At 41.9% G+C, this 21,658-nt stretch carries 17 protein-coding genes; all 17 read right to left on the bottom strand.

The genetic code is table 11. From position 1 onward, the window contains the following. Positions 1-78: 78 nt before the first annotated feature. The 17 genes from BXO88_RS04825 to sufU all read right to left on the bottom strand — a co-directional run bounded on the left by BXO88_RS04825 (position 79) and on the right by sufU (position 21,649). Positions 79-264, bottom strand: coding sequence for a phosphate ABC transporter substrate-binding protein (locus tag BXO88_RS04825; protein WP_078036624.1), 186 nt, complete (start codon positions 262-264; stop codon positions 79-81). 96 nt (positions 265-360) lie between these two features. Beyond that, positions 361-1,803 (bottom strand): redoxin domain-containing protein, encoded by a 1,443-nt coding sequence (locus BXO88_RS17000; protein WP_139355509.1) that lies wholly within the window; start codon positions 1,801-1,803, stop codon positions 361-363. A gap of 264 nt (positions 1,804-2,067) precedes the next feature. Next, positions 2,068-3,504: an adenylosuccinate lyase gene (purB, locus tag BXO88_RS04815; protein WP_078036623.1), complete on the bottom strand. Its 1,437-nt coding sequence runs from the start codon at positions 3,502-3,504 to the stop codon at positions 2,068-2,070. 106 nt (positions 3,505-3,610) lie between these two features. Then, positions 3,611-4,783, bottom strand: a complete 1,173-nt coding sequence (locus BXO88_RS04810; RefSeq protein WP_168171622.1) for a glycoside hydrolase family 5 protein — start codon at positions 4,781-4,783, stop codon at positions 3,611-3,613. After that, complete coding sequence (locus tag BXO88_RS04805; RefSeq protein ID WP_078036621.1) at positions 4,780-7,068, bottom strand: glycosyltransferase family 2 protein; 2,289 nt, start codon at positions 7,066-7,068, stop codon at positions 4,780-4,782. Before BXO88_RS04805 ends, BXO88_RS04810 begins: the two co-directional genes overlap by 4 nt. A gap of 2 nt (positions 7,069-7,070) precedes the next feature. Further along, positions 7,071-8,717, bottom strand: coding sequence for a CotH kinase family protein (locus tag BXO88_RS04800; RefSeq protein WP_078036620.1), 1,647 nt, complete (start codon positions 8,715-8,717; stop codon positions 7,071-7,073). Further along, positions 8,698-9,384: a DUF4956 domain-containing protein gene (locus BXO88_RS04795; protein ID WP_078036619.1), complete on the bottom strand. Its 687-nt coding sequence runs from the start codon at positions 9,382-9,384 to the stop codon at positions 8,698-8,700. The genes BXO88_RS04800 and BXO88_RS04795 overlap by 20 nt, the downstream gene beginning before the upstream one ends. A 17-nt stretch (positions 9,385-9,401) precedes the next feature. Then, complete coding sequence (locus BXO88_RS04790) at positions 9,402-10,091, bottom strand: polyphosphate polymerase domain-containing protein (protein ID WP_168171621.1); 690 nt, start codon at positions 10,089-10,091, stop codon at positions 9,402-9,404. Next, a complete protein-coding gene (locus BXO88_RS04785; protein ID WP_168171620.1) occupies positions 10,084-11,136 on the bottom strand; it encodes an alginate O-acetyltransferase AlgX-related protein in 1,053 nt (350 codons plus the stop codon). Before BXO88_RS04785 ends, BXO88_RS04790 begins: the two co-directional genes overlap by 8 nt. Positions 11,137-11,284: 148 nt before the next feature. Next, on the bottom strand, positions 11,285-12,313 hold the full coding sequence (locus BXO88_RS04780) for an MBOAT family O-acyltransferase (RefSeq protein WP_168171619.1): 1,029 nt from the start codon (positions 12,311-12,313) through the stop codon (positions 11,285-11,287). Positions 12,314-12,960: 647 nt separating this feature from the next. Continuing rightward, a complete protein-coding gene (dapB, locus tag BXO88_RS04775; RefSeq protein WP_078036682.1) occupies positions 12,961-13,725 on the bottom strand; it encodes a 4-hydroxy-tetrahydrodipicolinate reductase in 765 nt (254 codons plus the stop codon). A 73-nt stretch (positions 13,726-13,798) separates the two neighbouring features. Continuing rightward, entirely contained in the window at positions 13,799-14,683 is an 885-nt protein-coding gene (gene dapA, locus BXO88_RS04770; protein ID WP_078036615.1) for a 4-hydroxy-tetrahydrodipicolinate synthase, read from the bottom strand. Between the two features lie 194 nt (positions 14,684-14,877). Further along, positions 14,878-16,713 (bottom strand): translational GTPase TypA, encoded by a 1,836-nt coding sequence (gene typA, locus BXO88_RS04765; RefSeq protein WP_044993928.1) that lies wholly within the window; start codon positions 16,711-16,713, stop codon positions 14,878-14,880. Between the two features lie 130 nt (positions 16,714-16,843). Next, complete coding sequence (locus tag BXO88_RS04760; RefSeq protein WP_078036614.1) at positions 16,844-17,458, bottom strand: YigZ family protein; 615 nt, start codon at positions 17,456-17,458, stop codon at positions 16,844-16,846. Between the two features lie 111 nt (positions 17,459-17,569). Continuing rightward, a complete protein-coding gene (locus tag BXO88_RS04755) occupies positions 17,570-20,179 on the bottom strand; it encodes a transglycosylase domain-containing protein (protein ID WP_078036613.1) in 2,610 nt (869 codons plus the stop codon). A 169-nt stretch (positions 20,180-20,348) separates the two neighbouring features. Further along, on the bottom strand, positions 20,349-20,990 hold the full coding sequence (locus BXO88_RS04750; protein WP_078036612.1) for an RpiB/LacA/LacB family sugar-phosphate isomerase: 642 nt from the start codon (positions 20,988-20,990) through the stop codon (positions 20,349-20,351). A 188-nt stretch (positions 20,991-21,178) separates the two neighbouring features. After that, positions 21,179-21,649, bottom strand: coding sequence for a Fe-S cluster assembly sulfur transfer protein SufU (gene sufU, locus BXO88_RS04745; protein ID WP_139355514.1), 471 nt, complete (start codon positions 21,647-21,649; stop codon positions 21,179-21,181). Positions 21,650-21,658 lie beyond the last annotated feature (9 nt).

The following is a 21,658-nucleotide window of genomic DNA, read 5'->3' as shown; positions in this document are numbered from 1 at the left end:
TACTGATGCCCCTCACCTTTTTGACACATATGAGCTTATAAGCTGCCGTGAGAGATTCGTGACCGAAGCATCAAAAAATTATTTTTTTGTGAGATTCGTGAACCAGATAAATACATATATTACCGATGGTACCACGATCAGGCAAAACATAACGGCCAGAATGTACTCCTTTTTTGCACCTGTAAATGCAAAAAACAGTAGAAGGACAAGCAGTATGGCTATAACGATTAATGCTATGATCGCAAGAATACGTTTTAAAGTCACTTCTGCACCTCCTCGATTCTGCGCATTATATTTCACACAGACATTGAGAATTATAAAGGTTATGCGGCTTATTTTCAAGTTCAACAGATCATTTGTTTAAGACAAACCTGATTCCATTCTCGCTCTGTCGATAACATCTTCCATCATTTCCTTATCCATAGCGCCCGGAACATAGCCGAGGATGTTGCCGTCAGGATCGATCAGGAATGTGGTTGGGAAAGAATTAATATAGTACTCCATTTCTGTGTCATATCCGGTGTCCATAAGTACAGGGAAGGTGTAGCCCTGATTATCTATGAATTTCCGTATTCCTGATACACTCTTTTCCTGTCCCAGGTTGGGAAATGTTATAGTCAGGAAAACTATGTCTGAATCAGCTTTTCCGCTGTATTCTTCATACAGTTCCTGGATATAAGGCAGTTCATATTTACACGGTGGACACCATGTGCCCCAGAAGTTCAGGAAGACGATCTTACCTTTATAGTCAGAAAGAGAGTGAATGTTACCGTACTGGTCTTCAAGCGTGAAATCATATGCTGGATATACGTCTTCATTTGAAGTATTATCAGAAGATTCTGTTTCTTCTGTGGACTCTTCTATACTCTGATCGACTGATTCGTTCCCGGCTCCTTCGTTTTTTTTGACAGAATCCTTCCCGGTTCCTTCGGACGATGCATTACTTTCTTCCGATGCGTTTGTATTTGAAGAAGCTTCTGATTCCTTGTCTGATTCTTCTGATTTGGAAATTCTGTCTTTGACGTTATTTTCATCGGTATCCTGTTTTGAATCAACACTGACAGTATCCATGGAAATTGAAGACATGTAGGAGGATAAACTGTTCATTTGTCCCGTGATCATCAAACAACCGATCATGATAAGCAGTGCCCCGCCTATCTTCACAGAATGACGGACTATGGATCTGTGTCTGCTGAAAAATTCAAGAAGTGTGGTTGTGAAGATTCCAACCAGAAGAAATGGGATAACATAGCCTAAGGTATATACAAAAATAAGAAGTATGCCTGTAAGCATGGTATCTGCAGATGCGGTCATTATGAGGATAGATGATAAAACCGGGCCTATGCAGGGAGTCCATGCGAAGCTTAATAAAAAACCAAACAGAAATGCCGTGAAAGGAGACATTGTCAGACTGTCAGTGTTGAACGGAAGTTTCAGCTCTCTGCTCATGAACATGTTCGTTCCGAAGAACCCAAGCTGATAAAGACCGAGAAGTATGATGATGACACCGCCGATCCTTGCGAAAAGCAGACTATGACCCGAAAACATTCGTCCGATAGCATTCATTCCGAAACCGAGGATCAGAAAGGCAAAGCTTATGCCTACTGTAAAGAAAAAGGTGTTGATCATGACCTTTTTCCTGTCATAGGTGAATCTTCCGTCATCTTCTTTTTTTAATGTACCACCTGAAAGGTAGGCGATATATACAGGTATAAGAGGAAGAACACAGGGAGAGAAAAAGCTGATAACTCCTTCAAGAAAAACAGTCACTAATGATATTCCTGTATTGACCGGTATGTTCATGACTGTTTATTCCTCCCCTATTTCTTAGATGACTGAATCAATATTTATCTAAAAGTATAATAAGATATGAGATTAATTTAGTCTATAAATTGTTTGCAATGAATTGCTTTTCGTAACAATCTGATCAGGAAAAGCATTTTTCTCGATTTATCGAAGGCTCTGGTTTCCATATCCTGAGAGTATGGTGTCTATCTGATATCTCAATCATAAAAAAGAACTATCGAATTATGGTTCGATAGTTCTTTAGGAAAAGTCTTTATTTGATTAGACCTTTATTTCGGCTGTAAGACCAAGAAGAGCCTTATTTTCTTCAAGAATAGGATTTACCACTTCGTTGATGTAGTCCTCTGTCTGTTTTGGAGAGCGGCCAACATAACGCTCAGGCTGCATGCTTGCCTCGAGGTCTTCGAGTGAAAGATGGAAGCTTGGATCAGCAGCAATAAGCTCAAGGAGATTGTTGTCCTTACCCTCTTCCTTTACAGTCTTTCCTGCCTCCATGCTGAGCTGACGGATCTTCTCATGAAGCTCCTGACGGTCTCCGCCTGCCTTAACAGCATCCATCATGATGTTCTCGGTAGCCATGAATGGAAGCTCTGCCATAAGGTGCTTTCTGATTACCTTTGGATAAACAACAAGTCCATCAACAACGTTAAGGTAGAGATCAAGGATACCGTCGATGGCGAGGAATCCCTCAGGTACAGAAAGACGCTTGTTTGCGGAGTCATCAAGGGTTCTCTCGAACCACTGTGTGCTGGATACAAGCATTGGATTCATAAGATCTGACATAACATAATCCGCAAGAGATGCGATACGCTCTGAACGCATAGGATTACGCTTGTAAGCCATGGCACTGGAACCGATCTGATGCTTCTCGAAAGGCTCTTCGATCTCCTTCATGTGCTGCAGCATACGGATGTCGTTTGTGAACTTGTGGGCTGACTGTGCGATTCCTGCGAGAATGCTTAATACGCGGAAATCCACCTTACGGCTGTAGGTCTGTCCTGATACAGGATAGCAGGACTTGAAGCCCATCTTCTCTGCTATCTTCTGATCAAGCTCACGGCACTTTGCGTGGTCTCCGTCAAAGAGCTCAAGGAAGGAAGCCTGGGTTCCTGTGGTTCCCTTGGAACCTAATAATTTAAGAGAATCGAGAACATAATCGAGATCCTGGAGATCCATAACGAGATCGTTGATCCAGAGAGTAGAACGCTTGCCGACTGTTGTTGGCTGTGCCGGCTGGAAATGAGTATAAGCAAGTGTTGGAAGATCCTTATGCTTGAGAGCAAACTTGCTGAGCTCATTGATACAGTTGATGAGCTTCTTTCTCACAAGCTCGAGACCCTGACGCATGATGATGATATCTGTATTATCGCCAACATAGCATGAAGTTGCACCAAGGTGAATGATTCCCTTTGCGTTAGGACACTGTACACCATATGCATAGACATGGCTCATAACATCGTGACGAACCTCTTTCTCACGAGCCTCAGCTACTTCATAGTTGATTTCATCCTGATGTGCCTTTAACTCATCGATCTGCTCTTTGGTGATGTTGAGTCCAAGCTCATGCTCTGTTTCCGCAAGAGCTATCCAGAGCTTTCTCCATGTACGGAACTTGTTGTCCTGTGAAAAGATGTACTGCATCTCCTCTGAAGCATAACGTCCTGTCAGTGGGCTTGTGTAACGATTATGTTCTGCCATCTTGATCTCCTTTAAATAAAGCTTGTATGAACTTATTCTTTTATCTGTGATCAAATGCCCGGTCCAATCCTAAGACTAAAGCAAAAAAAGACCACAGCAACTAGAACTATATAACATTTTTTCTCTGCTGTCGAATGCTTTTACCATCCGGGTTCACAAATACTTCATTTGTCGAAACAGTTTTAACCGAATCATTTATCAAATCCGTCACTTCCCTATCTGTTATTTCATTAGTTTGTCTGTCTATAAGCCTGTACTTTCCACCATTGTCCCACCAAATGGAATGAATATGAATTTTACTCATTTCTTCAGTGAAATATTTTGTCCACTCTGATCTTCCATTACCGGATTTCTTTTCCGAACAGCCATACTCTGTAATGAGAACAGGGATACCTTCTTTCATGAACAGCTCTAAGAGATCATTTTTAAATCGCTGTATGACTTCGGTGTCCTCAGGAGAAGTTCTGTCCCATTTTACTTCTCCGGAATCATCACTTGTAAACCTATGGGGAAGGTAGCAGTGTATGGAAACGATTATATTGTCATAATCAGGATATTCCAGCCCGCTTAGTGCCTCTCTGCCTGAAGAACCGGCATAATCAGTTATGAGGAGATAACGTTCGCTGTTCTTCCCACCGGAGTCTCGAACAGTTTCAATGAAAACAGTATTAAGATAATTAATAACACTTCTGCTTTCTTCAGTACCTTCGGTCCACTCTAGAGAAGATCCTCTGAGTCTTGGTTCATTCATTCCTTCAAACAATAGTTGTATATCGTAATCCCTGAATTCCTGAGCTATCTGCTCCCAAAGTTTTTTAAGTTTCTGTGCGACTTCCTGTTGTCTTTCATAGGTGGGGATCAGCCAGTCCTCATGGTGTGTATCGATTATGACATACAAATCATGAGAAAGAGCCATATCCACTACCTCTTTAACACGATTCATCCATTCAGGGTCAATGTCTCCCTCTGAATCAAGATGTTCCCCCCAGCTTACAGGAATCCGTACCGTGCTGAACCCGCAATCCTTTACGGATACGAACCATTCGTCGGTAATTTCCGGATTATGCCAGTAGGTTTCATAATCATTAACGGTTCTTAATTTATGCTTATATTCCCGTGCAACACACTCTAAAGAATTACCTAGATTTATGCCGTTTCCCATTCTTTCGAGCATTAGATATTCATCCATCCTGTGACCAATGACTCCACATCCCGAGAAACAGATAAGAAGTATAAAAATGATGAATGAAGCCAGTAGTATGCTGATTTTTTTTCTCATTGATTCTCCCATTGATCTATTTTTACCTGCCAACTATTGGTTCTTTCAAGCTCTTTGAAATTATCTATTCTGTAAATATACTGGTTAAATCCGCTTTGAACCAATTTCATTTCATAAGCTTCGTTAGGAAAAATGGTAAGAGACTCAGGAAGATCTTCTCGTTTTCCCTTTTTTTGCTTATCCGTAAGTAAAGTAGGAAATTCAAGCCTCATATACTCAAAATTAAAGTCTTTGATAATGATGTTAAGTCCGTTACTGCTGGTAGTTAGTTCATTAACATTGATCCTTGCTGTAGCTCTGGGCTGAATCACCTTTTTAGTGTTGATTCTTTCATCCAGATTTCTCATTATATCTCCAACATAATTGCTTCTGGCACTAAGCTTTTTCGGCAATGTATGTTCTCTGTCATATACTATCTGGTTGTATTGTTCCTTGTTTTCAAAATCCATCTCCTCTACGATCACACAGTATTTCCAGCAGCTTTTTTCCCGATTGACTTCCTTAACAGCCACGGTTCTGCCCTTTACTTCAGCTTTATAGTTTCTGTCTGTTATCACAAATGTAGCCATGTCTCCCTTATTATGAGGAAAATAAACTGCTTCGTTCAATATAAATGCTAGTCCTCCTTCAGATATGTCCACCACTGTTCCTTTATAGCTTCTTCCATCAAACTTGATATCCACTGGAAGGTTTACTGTGAGTCGTTCGGACATGCGGACATTATTTCTTCCTGTCATGAAAAATACAGCCATAAGTAGATTGAAAGCATTTTGAAATATCCAGTAGATCACAATAAGTGTTCCCATGGAATGATACTGAATCAGATCAAGGCAGGACATAAACAGTCCTATTACCGAGAATACAAGAAGGACTATATGCGGTGCCGCCATGTATGTGCAGGATTTTTCTATCTTTGATCTGGATTTATTTGTAACGGAAAATTCTTTTTTTCGTATTCCTATAAGTTCTTTAAATATGGGAATGATGAGATATGGAAATAAAATTGTATCTACCGTATTGCTCCATCTTGTGTTTCGTATCTCTCCGGATATTTTTTTTAGTGTATAGGAATATACGGCATAAGAAGGCAGCCATATAAATAGCAGCTCCTTGAGCGTACAAATAACAACAGGAATCCTGAATATACTGAACAGAAGTGGTGAGATGATATAAACCATTCTTCTGGCAAAGCTCATCCAGTACAGACCGCAGGCGATGTAACTGAGTTTTAAGGAAAAGTTGAATTTTGGGTTCAACATGATACGGACACGTCTTAAGGAAAAAACACATCCTCTGGCCCATCGTTCTCTTTGTTTCATAAGTGCCGGTATGGAAATGGGCGAAAGACCCTTTGCCAGAAGTTTGTCCAGGGCATAACATCTGTAGCCGTTTCCTTCAATTAAAAGACCTGTTTCAAAATCTTCAGTTATGGTTCCTGTTGCAATGCCTCCCACCGACTCAAGAGCCTCCCTTGAAATGACTGTATTTGAACCGGCATAAATGGGAGAATTGTTTCTGTTCTTTCCGATATTGACCTGTCTGAAAAAGTAGTCCTGCTCGTTTGGTATATTTCCTGAACTGTACAGGTTATATTGAAAAAGGTCGGAATTGTAAAAGCTCTGTGGTGTCTGGATAAAACCGATCTTTTCCTTCTTGTCAATTTCTTCTTCGCTTTTCCGGATCCATTTGCCATTTTCATCTTTTTTCATTACAGGAAGAAAGAAGTAAGGAACCGTCTCCATAAGAAATTCACTGTTTGGAATCATGTCCGCATCAAAAGTGGCTATGAGCGGAGCATGAGTTTTTTGAATAGCATTGTTCAGATTACCGGCTTTTGCAAGCTTATTACCGCTTAAGCCCATATAGCCCACTTTCAGTGAATCTGCGAGAGCCTTCATCTCCGGTCTGTTATTGTCATCACATATCCATACATGAACCTTGCTTTTGTCCGGATATTTCAGCATACGACAGGCATTTGCGGTGGTAAACAGAAGATCCACATCTTCATTGTGAGTGGCAATCATTACATCAACTTCCGGGTACATATCATCATCTATTACCGGCATCTCAGGCTGAAACTCCAGATTCAGATCGATGTAGCTCATGACTGCTTCAAATATGGACAGAGCTTCCGACACCAAAAGAGCGACACCTGCAATGAAAGCGATCCATCCGTAAGTGCCGGGCATGGGTATGGTAAAGAAGGCACGCCACAGTATATAGACTATAAGCAGTATGGCACCTATTACCGATGTTAGATTTAACAGTCGTTTTTTGATATTCATATTTATTTAATCGTTCCGTTTTTTATTCTGTTGACGTAAATAATGGATGTAAAGAAGGACACTATCATGATAACCGCCAAAGCAGAATAGAGAGCATTTCCTGATTTTTTCTCGTTTTTTTCTTCGTATTCGCTGAGGAAGTCTTCGATATGGGCATCCAGCCATTTTGCATGAAGCTGCTGTACATCTATAAGACGGGTTATCTCTTCGTTGTAACGATCCCTTGCTCTGTAAATGATGAATCCGTCATCTCCTTCTCCGCTTTTTAACACATGGTTTTCGTTATATACCTCGCCCCAGCGACTGCTTTCCCGGTCGATGGCATGGCCAAGATATTCTGTGGTGCCTTTTACAAATTCTTTTACAAATCTGTCTGAGAAAACAGTTTTTCTGAGTGTGTGATATCTTTTTGCCACTTTTTGGTTAAAATCCGGATCACGGGTAAGTCTTTCGTACCATGGATGACTTGGAAAAACCATCCATGATATGCCGGCTACAGCATTTTTATAGTTATCAAGGCAGTTGTCATAGTCCCATATGGGACCTGCCGAAAATCTGTGGGACCTGTCTTTGTAATAATAGGTGGAATGCTCTCCGGCGTCATAGTTCATCAGAAATTCATTTACAACCATGTAATCAATGAAACTGTCAACATTTATCATGCCTACATAGTTTTTGAACATATCAGGATCGTCGGAATAAAGCACCTTTTCAATTTCCGAGATTTCTTTTTCTATGGCATGTACTGTAGCTTCATCGGCCAGTTCGTTTTTGGGATAACGAAGGTCAAACCAACCGTAACATAGTTGTGTGTCTGAGGCATAGGTTGAAAGCATCTTTGCGGTGGTATCATAGCGGTCTCTGTCCACTATATAGCTGAGACGGCCGGGATTTCCTTTATAAGTTGCTATATTTACCCTGCCCTTCCCTTTTTTTATGGATTCCATCAGGAGATAAAGCCCCTTATATTCATAACTTTTTCCGTTTCTGTACACAAGTTCACAGAACCTCACCTCCGGAGTAAATGGCATGACTATTCCCCCCAGATTCATGGCAAGGTAACTTCGTATATAACTTGCGTCCAGTATGCTGTTGCAGAGTATCCAGTCCTCGTCGGCTTCCATTCCGAGAAGCGGAGCTTCCAGTTCATTTCCTTTTGAGTCAAGAAGCTTTATTTTATACTGTTTCTTCTCAAAATGTCTGGAGGAATTACCTCTCATTTTTATTTTGCCCGTATTTTTGAAACCGGGGGTATCTGTTATCCTGTTTCCGCCCTTTTCATTATTCACGAGATACATATGAACAGGTATATAAGGATCTGTAACCTCCGGATCAGCGTAACCTCTTGTCTGATTATCATCTATACTTTTATAGATATTAGGTACTTCCACACCGTTTGTATCTATGACTACAAGAGGAAGGTGGGTTATGAATGTTTCCGGATCAATGATACCGCCCTCAGGAATTTCTGTGGGACCGATTTCGGGATCCGCATCCTTGTCATTTAGGTGCTGGAAATTGTATTTTTTAAGTTCTTCGTCTGCTCTCAGGGAATAAAAAAAATGAACAAACAAAGCAAGTATCAGCACAACAAATAAAAGGGCAGGCATACTTGTATTTAATTTTTTATCACCTAGTAATTTCGTCATTCTGACACACCAAATTCACACTATCAACACCTTCAATTTCCATAAGACCTGCTCTGATATCGAAACCGGGATTTTTCTTTCCGGCTTTTCTAAGGGTACTTTCACTTATTTCATATATAAGTTCCATGTCTTTATGGGTTACATTGGCTACTCTTAACGAGATCTTGTTTCTGTATGTATCAACCATAAGGTTATTGGCTTTTTCTTCCGAATCCTGATTTCCGCGGATTATGATAAGGTATTTTTCATTATTTCTTACGTTTCCAAGAAGAAGCATTATCAGGAATATAGTTGCACTTCCTATGGCTACAACTGTAAAATCCTGTATTCCGCAGCATACACCTGCCGCCACACACCAAAATATGTAGACAGTGTCCCTGGGATCCTTGATTGCTGTTCTGAAACGAACGATGGAAAGGGCGCCTACCATTCCAAGAGACAGGGCAACGTTATTGCCTATTACCGACATGATGAGTGTGGTGACAGATGTGAGCATCATTAGCGAGACATTGAACTTTGCACTGTAAACTGTGTTGGAATGTGAAAATCTGTAGGATATGAAGATGACAGCTCCTATGACCACAGAAGCCAGAAAACAGGTTGCTATCTCTTCTACAGTCATATTTCCTGCATTGGCAATAAGATACTTGTATAAGTCTTGTTTCATGGTTTATCCTCCTCTGACTAAAAGAGCTGTATCCTTCCGGCTATATACTTGCTGTAAGACCGTTCGTCAATGTAATCCATGGCAAGAAGGTCCTTGATATAACTTAAAAGAAAATGATTATATTTCACCTCCAGTACCACCAGATCACTTGTATCTGCAGGCCGGAAATAGTTTCTGTCTGTAAACAGATCCAGGTTCCCTTCCGATGTACGGATATCCGTGTCAAAGGTTATACGGATATCGTTTGTGGGTACTGCAAAGGCTCTTCTCTCATATTCTATGAGACATTTTGGTCTGTAGACTTCCTTCATCATGATGTAGTAAATTTGCTCCATGTCAGGATTTCCTGTATCAAGGAGAAAGCTGAATCTTCCGGAAGTCATATTGAGAGCCTGCTGCTTTGTTATGGTGAATGACTTTTTGTTCTGGGCATCACCGGATTTTTGTTTAAGCTCAAGTTTTATAACATCTGCACTTCCGTTGTAGATCCTTATTCGTATTTTCTTTCTGTTTTTAATGCCGTCCATTTTATCGAAGTAATCATCATTATAATAAGAATCGAAATACAAGGATCTGACATAATAAGGATCATTTCCCGAAAAAGGATCCCCGGGAAGAGCCTTAAGCAGTCTGTTGAATATTTTTTCAGCCTGATACTTGCCTATAACAAATTTTCGTTCAGTACGTGCGACGGAAAGTTCACTCATTATTATCCTGCCTTTCCTTTGTTTTAAAATCATAAGGAAAATGCTTGATGTCAAGGGAATCCGGATGTAAGCCTATGAATATATAATCGTAAGTATTTTCCGAAAGTTCCTTTTTTATCCTCGCATCATCCATATACTCAATGTTCAGACTATCAACTGTTCCCGCCATACTTGATGTGAATGCAGCTACTTCGGGAGACCATACGTTCCACATAAAAAGGAACTTCGGTCCTTCGGGGTTAAGCAGATTTTCTATATGAAACCTGGCATGAAGGGAACCAAGGTATGTTTTGTATACTTCCTTTTCGTATTCATTTTTTTCATTTATGTATCGTCTTGTAGTCAGGACCTCGGAAAAAAGCCCCTGCTCACGGACTATCCTTCCTCCGGGACTTTCAGAAACAGTACTAAAATCCGTATCAAATCCCGGAATTATAAGTTCGTAACTGTCGGCCTTTGTATGATAACGCTCGGTTTTCAGTGCATAATCACCGTAAAAAAGTTCTTCATACAGGGTTCGTAAATAATTATCTGAATTAAGATATATATGATCCGGATCCAGGTCCAGTCCATACCTATATTTTATATATTCGGCGAGATATACTGTGGCATAAAAGGCAGTATTGACTTTCCAGTGAGAATCTGAAAGATAAAACATATCTGCGGAACTTCTTCCGCTGTCTTTCAGCCACTTTCTGTAATCTATATAGTCAACACTGTATCTTCTCAGATACTGCAAAAGATCATCTGCATATTCGTTCATATCCGGATAAGGCAGTCCTTCGTAACCCCTGCTTCTTTGTTTATCATATTTGGACGGAAACATTAGTACTACGACTTTGGTTCCGACTTCTCCGGTTTCTTCATTTCTGAAGATATCCTGTAGGGCACGTATCTTTTGAGCTGCGTCCTTCATACTGATATCTGTATTATTCCAAAAATTGGCATGATACAAATACCCGTCTTTGTCTCTTACAACACTGAAATTGTTTATTTCATTCTTTCCCAGCAGCCGATAAAGGAAAGAATGAAATCCGGTCAACATATCATCCTTATATAAGACTTCATAGAAGGTGGTACTGTTTATATTTTGCAAAGGAATGTTATTTAATGTAAAACATATTCCTGCAATAAAAGCCATCAACGTCACTATGATAAGGATTCTGGAAGGCGATTTTTTGTTATTTTTCATATCAAAGATTCAGAAAAAATCTTGGCTTGTAATAGCCTCTTGTCAGTGCCACAAGGGAGAAAAAATACAGTGCTATAATAAGAAGATAGTTTAGACTAATCATTCTGTTTCGTTCTTTCTCACTGACGGCATGTTCCATAAAACTTTTAAATGGGGTTGATGAAAGTAAAATACATACTAAAGAAGAGGCCATGGTTAGTTTATATTCACTTATAAACATGACAAACCTTGAGGAATAAAAAGAATTACCTCCCAACCCGAACATATATGACAGGAATACCCGCATTTGGTCTGCACTGTCAAATCTTAGCAGCAGCATAAAGAATACAGAAAATGAAAGCACGTAAATGTGCCTTTGCAGCATTTTATCCGACTGATCTTTTATTTGCATAATCATCTCAAGAACCAGAGCAGTGATAATGATCACTGCCCACCAGAGATAGTTCCAGCCGCTTCCGAACCATAGACCTGTCAGGAGCCAGATCAGTGCAATTTTTGAAACCTGCTGGTCCTCATTCGGTATATCTTTCGCAGAGGATTTCTTAAAAGCATATTTTTCAAACCATAGTCTGAGACTTATATTGAATTTTGCGCAGAATGATGTAATGGATGTCGCAAGCAAAGGATGATCGTAGTTTTCTTTACATTCAAATCCTAAAAGTCCGCATAATCCTATGGACATATCGGAAAATCCTGTGAATTCATAGTAAAACTGAAGAGTACAGGTGGCAGCCCCCAGCCAGCTTACAAGCACAGGAACAGGTATTGAAGTATTGCCGTAGGTTGTAACCATAAAGATATTGTCGGAAACATGAGAAAGATTACGTGCTATGAGTACAACCTTGATGAGACCTATGGCGAATCTTTCAAAACTCTTATAAAAAATATCTCTGTCTATCTTTCTTGATTTGAATTCTTCACAGAACTCGGTGTAGCTTACAAGGGGACCTGTAAGAAGCTGCGGGAAGAATGTTATGTATACCGCAAGATCAATGGGATTTTTACAGGCAACTGTATCTTTTCTGTACACATCCACATGATACGATATGGCTCTAAGAGTATAAAAGGATATGCCTAACGGAACGGTTAAGGTGAATGGCATGATAAGTTTATTATCGAAAATATTGTTATAGAGTTCGATAATAAAATCCAGATATTTAAAAGGAACTAGTACTGCTAAGTGAAATATGATTATGAAATACAGGAACAGCCTTGAATAACGAACTTTAGGCCTGTTAATGATGAGTCCCAAGAGGATACCGGATAAATAGTCAAAGAAGATAAGCCCCAAAAGGAGAATTAAATGCGGAGTATTTCCTCCCATGGAGTAAAATATGATATTAAGAATAAGTAAAGTCGCTTTTTGTGCAGCACTATGGGAACGTAAGATATGATATAAAAAAAGTGCTGTGGGCAAAAAGAATATTACAAATAATATATTCGAAAAGAACATGTCTATGCCTCTAATCTATAGAAAGTAATAAACTGATATAACAAGTCCTGTTTCTTCTATAAGATAAACAAGTTTTCGTCCGTAAAAATTCTTTATAAATAATTATAACACCACTATCGACTAAAACTATATAAACATTACAAATGATACTTAAAATGAATACTGGTTCATATCTGATTTATACAAAAATAAGCAGTCACAGAGTGACTGCTTTTGTGATTCTGTTATCGAAGAACATCCTGCATGGAATATAGTCCTGCTTCCTTACTGTTAAGGAACTTTGCGGCATTGAGTGCTCCGTTTGCGAAAATGTTTCTGGAGTAAGCTGTATGATTAAATGTGATGACTTCGTCTTCACCGGCAAAGATTATGTCATGAACTCCTGCGATGGTTCCGCCTCTAACAGCACTGATACCGATTTCTTCATGAGGTCGCGGCTGGCGACGGTCAGAACGATCGTAAACATAATCAAGCTTGTTGTCGAGAGCTTCGTTTACGGCATCTGCCAGTGCTAAAGCTGTACCTGAAGGAGCATCAGCCTTTCTTCTGTGGTGCTGCTCTACGATATCTATATCGAAGCCTCTCTCGTAAAGCTTCTGCGCGGCTGTCTTTACAAGTTCTAAAAGAAGGTTTACACCGATGGACATATTTGCACTTCTGAGAATTGGAGCCTTCTTTGAAATTTCCTTCACTCTTTCAAGCTGAGCATCATTTAGACCTGTTGTGCACTGAACACATGCCTTGCCGGTCTTCTCCACATAATCCAAAAGCTTGTCTATGGCAAGGGCAACCGAGAAATCTATGATCACATCAAACTCTTCTGTCACCTTATCGAAACTGTCATATACTGGGAATCCAATAGAAGGATCATCAAGGTGATCTTCCCTGTCTATTCCTGCCACTATTTCAATGTCATCCATAGACTTTGCGCAATTTGCGACGTTCTTACACATAACACCCATGGCACCGAATAATAATACCTTTGTCATATATTCATTCCTTTCCTTTACAAAAACAGCAGTGATCCTGTTGACCACTGCTGAAATTAACGTTTGATCTGAATCAAAGAACTCCGAACTTTGTCATTTCATCCTTAAGAAGTGCCTTTGTCTTGTCAGAAGCCTCTGTGAGAGGAAGTCGAAGAGATCCTACATTCTTACCCTGAAGGTTAAGAGCTGCCTTTACAGGAATAGGATTTACTTCTGCGAAAAGAGCCTTGATAAGCGGAAATGCCTTGAGCTGTGCATCAAGAGAACCCTTGATATCTCCGTTGAACCATTTCTCACAGATATCGTGAGTCTGTTTTGGAGCGATGTTTGAGAGTACTGAAATAACTCCGGATCCGCCGAGTGCAAGAAGTGGAACCACCTCGTCATCGTCACCTGAATAAAGTGCGAAATCCTCATCAACGAGAGTCATGAGCTTGGTGCTCATTTCGATATTTCCTGTTGCGTCCTTTACACCTGCAATGTTCTTTACGTTCTTGTAAAGATATGCCATGGTCTCAGGCTGTATGGTAACACCTGTTCTGGACGGGATATTGTAAAGAATACAAGGAATGCTGATAGCCTCTGCGATAGTTGTGAAATGCTTGATCAGACCTTCCTGAGTAGCCTTGTTGTAGTATGGAGTAACGAGAAGGACTCCGTCAGCTCCTGCTTCCTCAGCCTGCTTTGAAAGCTCAACAGCAGTTGCTGTACAATTACTTCCTGTTCCGGCGATGACAGGTATGCGGTGAGCTACCTTATCAATGATGAAACGAACAACATCCATGTGCTCTTTCTCTGACATGGTTGATGCTTCACCTGTTGTACCGCAAGCAATGATGGCGTCTGTGCCCCCTGCGATCTGTTCCTCTATGAGTTCTGTAAGTTTCTCGTAATTTACAGATCCATCCTCATTAAATGGAGTAATGAGAGCTACTCCTGCCCCTTTAAATATGGCCATAACAACCTCCGTTATTTATGGTTTTAGCATTAAACTTCACCTATTATACAATATGATTTAAAAACAGGCGACAGAAAATCTGCCGCCTGTTATACATTTTACTTATTATGACATAACCTGAGGTATTTTTAATCGGTTTTAGTATTGATCCGAAATTAAAACGGCCCGGACAGCTTATGCCATGAAGAAAGACATTATCCGTTCTTTCTTGCGATGCCTGCTCTCTTTCTGAGAGTCGGATCGAGGATCTTCTTACGGATACGAAGGTTCTCAGGAGTTACCTCGAGAAGCTCGTCAGTATCGATGAAGTCGATGCACTGCTCGAGAGACATTATCTTCTTAGGTGTGAGCTTAAGCGCTTCGTCTGATGATGAAGTACGTGTGTTTGTAAGGTGCTTTGTCTTACATACGTTAAGCTCGATGTCCTCGGATTTAGGTGACTGACCGATGACCATACCTGAGTAAACCTTCTCACCAGGTCCGATGAAAAGAGTACCTCTTGCCTGTGCCTGGAAAAGACCGTATGTAACAGCCTCACCGTTCTCGAAGGCAATGAGTGAACCTTGGTGACGATATGAAAGCTCACCTCTGAACTCGCCGTAGCCGTCGAACTCGGTATTGAGGATACCGTTACCCTTTGTATCTGTCATGAACTCGCCTCTGTATCCGATGAGACCTCTTGAAGGAATATCGAACTCGAGACGTGTGTATCCTGTAGCCAGAGGGCTCATTCCGTTGAGAACACCCTTACGCTGTGTGAGTTTCTGAATAACTGTACCTGTGCACTCATCAGGAACATCGATGTAAGCGATCTCCATAGGCTCCATCTTCTTGCCCTGCTCGTTTGTCTTGAAGATAACCTCGGCCTTTGATACAGCGAACTCGAATCCTTCACGACGCATAGTCTCGATAAGAACTGAAAGGTGAAGCTCACCACGTCCTGAAACCTTGAGTGTATCTGCTGAATCAGTCTCCTCTACACGGAGAGAAACGTCTGTCTGAAGTTCTCTCATAAGACGGTCACGGATATGTCTTGATGTAACGAACTTACCTTCCTGACCTGCAAGAGGAGAATCGTTTACGATGAAGTCCATAGAGATGGTAGGCTCAGTAATCTTCTGGAATGGAATAGCCTCTGCATCACCTGTGATAACAGTATCACCGACATGGAGATCCTCGATACCTGAGATAGCAACGATCTCACCGCACTGTGCCTCCTGAACGTCTACTCTTCTGAGTCCGTCGAAGGTATAAAGCTTAGTGATTCTTACCTTACTCTTCTTTGATGCATCGTGGTGGTTTACTACGAATGCCTCCTGATTGAGCTTGAGAGAACCGTTCTCGATCTTACCGATACCGATACGTCCTACGAACTCGTTGTAGTCGATTGTTGAAATGAGCATCTGAGTGTCAGCTTCAACATCTCCTTCAGGAGCCGGAATATAGTCAATGATAGCCTGGAAAAGAGGCTCCATATCCTTTGCCTCATCCGAAAGCTTTGCCTTTGCGAAGCCTTCCTTTGATGATGCGTAAAGGAATGGGCAGTCAAGCTGCTCGTCGGAAGCATTGAGATCCATCATAAGCTCGAGAACCTCATCCTCAACCTCTGTAGGACGAGCCTGTGGCTTATCGATCTTGTTGATTACGCACATAACCGGAAGTCTGAGATCGAGAGCCTTTTGAAGTACGAATCTTGTCTGAGGCATAGGACCTTCGAAAGCGTCAACAAGGAGGATGGCACCGTCAACCATCTTCAGGATACGCTCTACCTCTCCGCCGAAGTCTGCGTGACCCGGAGTATCGATGATGTTGATCTTTGTGTCCTTGTAAGTAACAGCTGTGTTCTTTGAAAGGATGGTGATACCTCTCTCTCGCTCCAGAGGATTGGAATCCATTACACGGATGCCTACGTCCTGGTTGTCACGGAATACACCTGACTGCTTTAAAAGCTCATCGACAAGTGTGGTTTTACCATGGTCAACGTGAGCGATGATTGCGACGTTACGAATATTTTCTCTCTTCTGCTTCATTTTTGTACCTCGTATATTGAATAAAACCCAGTCGCATAAAATATGCGAACTGAAAAGTTGAGTTTCAGAGCGCATAAGTTTTAGCGACTGGGCTTAATATGCGCCTTGAGTACATACACTCAAAAAAATCCTACGCATTATACCACCGGTGTTTCTCGATTGCAAGAGAAATACTGCCACCGGACATTTCCTGTATTTGATTTTGAAATGATGAAAGCTTATCCTGAGGAACTAACCAGGTCATATTTACGTTGTTTCCGTACTCTGCCTCAGCTTCGGTTATGCCTTCCGTTTCAGTAAAATATTTTATTTTTCCAACCAGTGTATAAGGGATCTCGGCACTTGCCCTGAAGCCTTCCACAGCCTCCATTACTACTGCATTGTCGATTGCAGCCTTGCTGGCGTTTGTGTAGCTTCTCACCAGTCCACCGGTTCCGAGAAGTGTTCCTCCGAAGTAACGTGTGACCACTATAAGTGCATCGTGTATCTCCTGACCCTTAAGAACATTTAGTATGGGCATACCTGCTGTCTGGGAGGGTTCACCGTCATCAGACTGCTTGATGGTTTCATAGTTGTCTCCCAGAACATATGCGTAACAGTGATGGCGGGCATCATAATATTTCTTTCTTATAGCTGCTATATGCTCCTGAGCCTCCTCCTCTGATTTTATAGGAAAGATCTCTCCTATAAAACGGGATTTCTTTTCTTCATATTCGCCTGTTGCGTAATCTTTTATATATCTCATGCTTTATCCAATTACACCCATCTCGATCTGAGATGGGTGCTTAAGTGTTTTTTATTTTATGCCAATGTCTCTGCCTCTGATTCTGTGAGGCAGTTTCTGTATCGAAAGCCTTTACCCGATTATGACTACCGGAGCTTCTACACCACTAGGACCGAATTCATAGGTCTCCGGCTGAGACGGGACAGGGTTGTCCTGGATAATCGGCTGGATGTTCTGAGGAATAAGCGTTGCCTGATAATCAGCATAACTGTATCTGCTGTCATCCGTTCCGTGGTCTTCTCCATCAGGTATCTTGATTCCACCCCAGCTGTAGTGAACTTCACAGGTATCCTTAGGTTCTGTTCCTTCAGCAAAGTATTCTGTTATAACAGAACTTCCACGGTAATCATGATAGCATCCTGAAGAAGGAAGCTTACCTGACTTTCTGCATACCTGAGCGGTCACTATGCCGGCTGGTTCATCGAAGCCTATATCAGGGAGTCCCTCATGAACTCTCTGCATTATCTTTCGCCATATGTCTTTATGGAAGCCTGATCCTCCGTTGTACTCTCCGCTTGCATTGTCGATGAGGGGCTGGTTTTCATCGCAGCCGCCCCATACTCCGGCAGTATAGTATGGAGAAAATCCAACGAACCAGATATCAACATCCTTTGTGGTGGTTCCTGACTTTCCGGCAAGGCTCATACCGTCAAAATGAGCTCTGGTTGATGTTGAATTTACGTTTATCGTGGCGGCATATGCTCTGTTCGGAAGCATTGACTGACTCATGGCGTCTGTAAGAAGGAATGCTGTTGTTTCCTTCATGGCCTGTCTCGGCTCGTCAAGAGTTGTGTCGATAAGCACATTTCCGTCCTGATCCAGTATCTTCGTGAAGAACTTTGCCTTATTGAAGGAACCGCTGTTTGCGATAGTTGCAAATGCCTGAGTAAGTTCAAGGTTGGTCACACCGTTAGTAAGTCCTCCGAGGGCAAGCGCCGGGTTCTCGTCGTCATCCACGAGAGTGGTGATACCGAGGTTCTCTGCATAGAGGCGTCCCTTGTGAGGATCCAGCTGCTCCATGAGACATCTTACAGCGATGATATTAAGTGAATAAATGATACCGTCTCTTATGGTCTGATATCCGAGATAGCCCTTGCTGTACCAGTTTTTGAAGGTCTTCTCACCCAAGGTATAGCTTCCGTCATAGTAGCTTGAAGCAAGTGTGGCTCCGTAAAGATCTATGGCAGGTGCGAAGCTTGAGATGACCTTGAAGGTAGATCCCGGCTGTCTCGGTGTGTTTGTGGCACGGTTAAGTGAACGTGAGAACAGCTTTTCTCCTCTTCCTCCGCTGATGGCCTTTACCTGACCTGTATGCTGGTCCATGAGCACGAAGGAAACCTGTGGCTCAAGTGTAGTGAAAAACTTTTCTCCAAGTATCACATCGGTATCTGTAAGAAGCTCCGCCTTATACTCGTTTATATAGGTCTGGGCAGCTTCCTCAGACTTGTAAAGTCCGTTAAAAGAGATACCTCTTACTTCCTTTATATAGCGGCTCAGATCTCTCTCCGAGTAGTTGACAATTGTACCGTCTTCATGACGTACTGTGAATCTCCAGGTTATGGAGTATTTCGCCGTATCATAATTTTCAGGATTGTTGACCTCTTCATCAACTATGGTCTGCAGTGCAGGATCCTGAGTCGAATAGATGGTTAGTCCTCCGGAATAAAGCATTTCCGTGGCTTTTTCCTTTGTGTACTCAAAACGGGTCTGAAGCTCCTCCACTACCTGTTCGGTGAGCTCATCCACGAAGTAAGAATACGGCTCATCGATCTCTGCTGATTTCTGAATGTCTACATTCTTGATTCTGGAGTAAACATCATCCGCCATAGCCATATCATACTGCTCTTTTGAGATGTAGCCCTGCTTAAGCATGTTGGAAAGAACCTGAGCACGTCTGTCAGCATTCTTTTCAGGATGGGTGATGGGGTTAAGGGCAGAAGGATTCTTCGTGATGGCTGCGATTACAGCGCATTCTGAAAGAGTAAGTGTATTTACTTCTTTATTAAAGTATCTTCTTGCCGCAACCTTTACGCCCAGAGTGTTGGCTCCGAGGTTAATGGTGTTCAGGTATGCAGTTATGATATTCTGTTTTAATTCTTCCTTGGGGATATCCGGCTGGCTTTCCAGCTGCAGTGCGAGATACTGCTCCTGAAACTTACGGACATACTTCTGGAAGGTTCCTTCGTTTAAACCGCCGCCGAAGACATTGTTCTTTATAAGCTGCTGGGTGATGGTAGATCCGCCTCCGTCAGAGCTGTTGCTGGAAACTACGCCTCGCACCGCACGGAGTATGGATTTAATGTCTATTCCGTTATGTTCCCAGAATCGCTCATCCTCTATGGCTACAAATGCGTTGATGAGGTCCTTAGGAACCTGCTCATAGCTTACCCTCTCTCTGTTGGAACCGGCCTGTACGAGAGTGGCTGTTACATGGCCCTCCGTATCCAGAACCTTTGAAGCATAGGCTGTAGGCCCTATATGAATGGACTTGATGTTCGGCGCGGAATCTATGATGCCCTGAAACATACCGAATCCAAGCGCAGCTGCAAGTATGCCGCCGGACAGAGCTCCTATGATCATGGCCATCTGGAAAAAGTATGTTATACGTCTTCCTACTTTTCCTTTGGTGTCATCCAGAGCATCAAGGGTTTTATCTATATTGTATCTTGTATATTTTGTCATTACTTCCTGCCTAAAATGGTTATTACAGTCTTATCGTTGATTATACAGTTCCCGCAAATTGTATGCAATGCCATCAGGCTTACAAATTCATGTCAGTTGCTCCTTAAACAAAAGAAGAACCGGCATTTCTGCCGGCTCCCAGTAGATTAAGAAGGATACATCATTAAATTTAGTCTAAAAGAGACTTGATATAAGCTCCGATCTTCTCATCCTTGCAGTTTGCGAAGAAAAGCTCCTTGAAATGCTCACCCTTGAAAGCACCCTTTACGAGCTCAGGATCGAGCTCCTTGAGAACCTCTACCAGATCCTGTCTCAGAGTGTGTTTACGAACCTCATCGAGGATCTTCTTGTTTCTCTGCTCAGGCTCACGTCTCTCTGGTGGGTATCCGCCTCCGAATGGCTGTGAAAAGAGCTTCTCGAAGATGTATACGAGATTGAGGTCTCCGCCCCAGCCGAACTTCAGTGCGAAAGGAAGTGCTACAGCATTACCATCGTTGATCTGTGCAAATGTGAAAGCATCAAGTGCATCCTCAACATGTCCGCAGATGACGCCAGGGAATGAGTTGAGTGCAAGCATGGCTCCCTCTCCTGTTCCGCATCCTGTTACTACGAAATCTGCAGCGCCGCTGTTCAAAAGAACGGCTGCCAGTATTCCGTTCTGAACATATGTGAGCTGTGCCTCGTCCTCGGCAGCATACATGCCATAGTTATCTACAGTGTAGCCCTTCTCATCTGCAACCTTCTTGAGAGAACCGTAGATCATGGCGTTCTTTGCTGCCTGAGAGTTCTCATTGATTAAAGCAATTCTCATGATTTTTTATATCTCCTTGTTTACTTGGTTAACCGATTTACTAATGTTTATTTTAACTGATTTTGTCGGCAAAAACAAGTGGATTGTTGGTGAAAAGATAAAATTGTATGACAAATGCCATCGCAAAAAAAGACCTGTAAGTTGATTTTACAGGTCTTTGTATAAGTGATCTTTAAAGACGGTATAATTCACTGTTCGAACTTTCCGTCGTATTTATCTACTTTTCCTTCTTCTGCATCCTTGAAGATCTGATCCATGGTATGCCAGCCGAGGACAGCGCACTTTACTCTTGCAGGCATATGATGGATATCCTCAAGGATCCCGGCCTCCTCAAGTTCTTCCTTTTCCTCCGGAGTGATGGTGTCCTTTATCATCCTTAAAAAGATATCTGAAAGACGCAATGCCTCTTCCTTTGATTTTCCTATGATAAGGTCGCACATCATATCGGCACTGGCCTGTGAAATGGCACAGCCGTCACCGAAGAAGGAAGCCTCTTCGATGGTGTTCTCGTCATTGACCTTTATATAGAGAACCACATCATCACCGCAGCTTGGGTTCACCCCCTCAAGAGAGAAGGTTGCATCCTCCATCTTGTATTTGTGTGTAGGATGAATGTTGTGGTCTGTTAATATTTCATTGTAAAAAGTGTTTGCCATTATTACCTCCAA

This window comes from Oribacterium sp. C9 (genome assembly GCF_002007235.1).
Classification (GTDB): domain Bacteria; phylum Bacillota; class Clostridia; order Lachnospirales; family Lachnospiraceae; genus Oribacterium.
This window is presented reverse-complemented; position numbering and strand designations above follow the sequence as displayed.

Excerpts from the sequence above, each read along its gene's own strand:
- BXO88_RS17000 (WP_139355509.1), bottom strand. The coding sequence starts at position 1,803 with ATGAACATACCGGTCAATACAGGAATATCATTAGTGACTGTTTTTCTT.
- purB (WP_078036623.1), bottom strand. The coding sequence starts at position 3,504 with ATGGCAGAACATAATCGTTACACAAGCCCACTGACAGGACGTTATGCT.
- BXO88_RS04810 (WP_168171622.1), bottom strand. The coding sequence starts at position 4,783 with ATGAGAAAAAAAATCAGCATACTACTGGCTTCATTCATCATTTTTATA.
- BXO88_RS04805 (WP_078036621.1), bottom strand. The coding sequence starts at position 7,068 with ATGAATATCAAAAAACGACTGTTAAATCTAACATCGGTAATAGGTGCC.
- BXO88_RS04800 (WP_078036620.1), bottom strand. The coding sequence starts at position 8,717 with ATGACGAAATTACTAGGTGATAAAAAATTAAATACAAGTATGCCTGCC.
- BXO88_RS04795 (WP_078036619.1), bottom strand. The coding sequence starts at position 9,384 with ATGAAACAAGACTTATACAAGTATCTTATTGCCAATGCAGGAAATATG.
- BXO88_RS04790 (WP_168171621.1), bottom strand. The coding sequence starts at position 10,091 with ATGAGTGAACTTTCCGTCGCACGTACTGAACGAAAATTTGTTATAGGC.
- BXO88_RS04785 (WP_168171620.1), bottom strand. The coding sequence starts at position 11,136 with ATGTTGACCGGATTTCATTCTTTCCTTTATCGGCTGCTGGGAAAGAAT.
- dapB (WP_078036682.1), bottom strand. The coding sequence starts at position 13,725 with ATGACAAAGGTATTATTATTCGGTGCCATGGGTGTTATGTGTAAGAAC.
- dapA (WP_078036615.1), bottom strand. The coding sequence starts at position 14,683 with ATGGCCATATTTAAAGGGGCAGGAGTAGCTCTCATTACTCCATTTAAT.
- typA (WP_044993928.1), bottom strand. The coding sequence starts at position 16,713 with ATGAAGCAGAAGAGAGAAAATATTCGTAACGTCGCAATCATCGCTCAC.
- BXO88_RS04760 (WP_078036614.1), bottom strand. The coding sequence starts at position 17,458 with ATGAGATATATAAAAGATTACGCAACAGGCGAATATGAAGAAAAGAAA.
- BXO88_RS04755 (WP_078036613.1), bottom strand. The coding sequence starts at position 20,179 with ATGACAAAATATACAAGATACAATATAGATAAAACCCTTGATGCTCTG.
- BXO88_RS04750 (WP_078036612.1), bottom strand. The coding sequence starts at position 20,990 with ATGAGAATTGCTTTAATCAATGAGAACTCTCAGGCAGCAAAGAACGCC.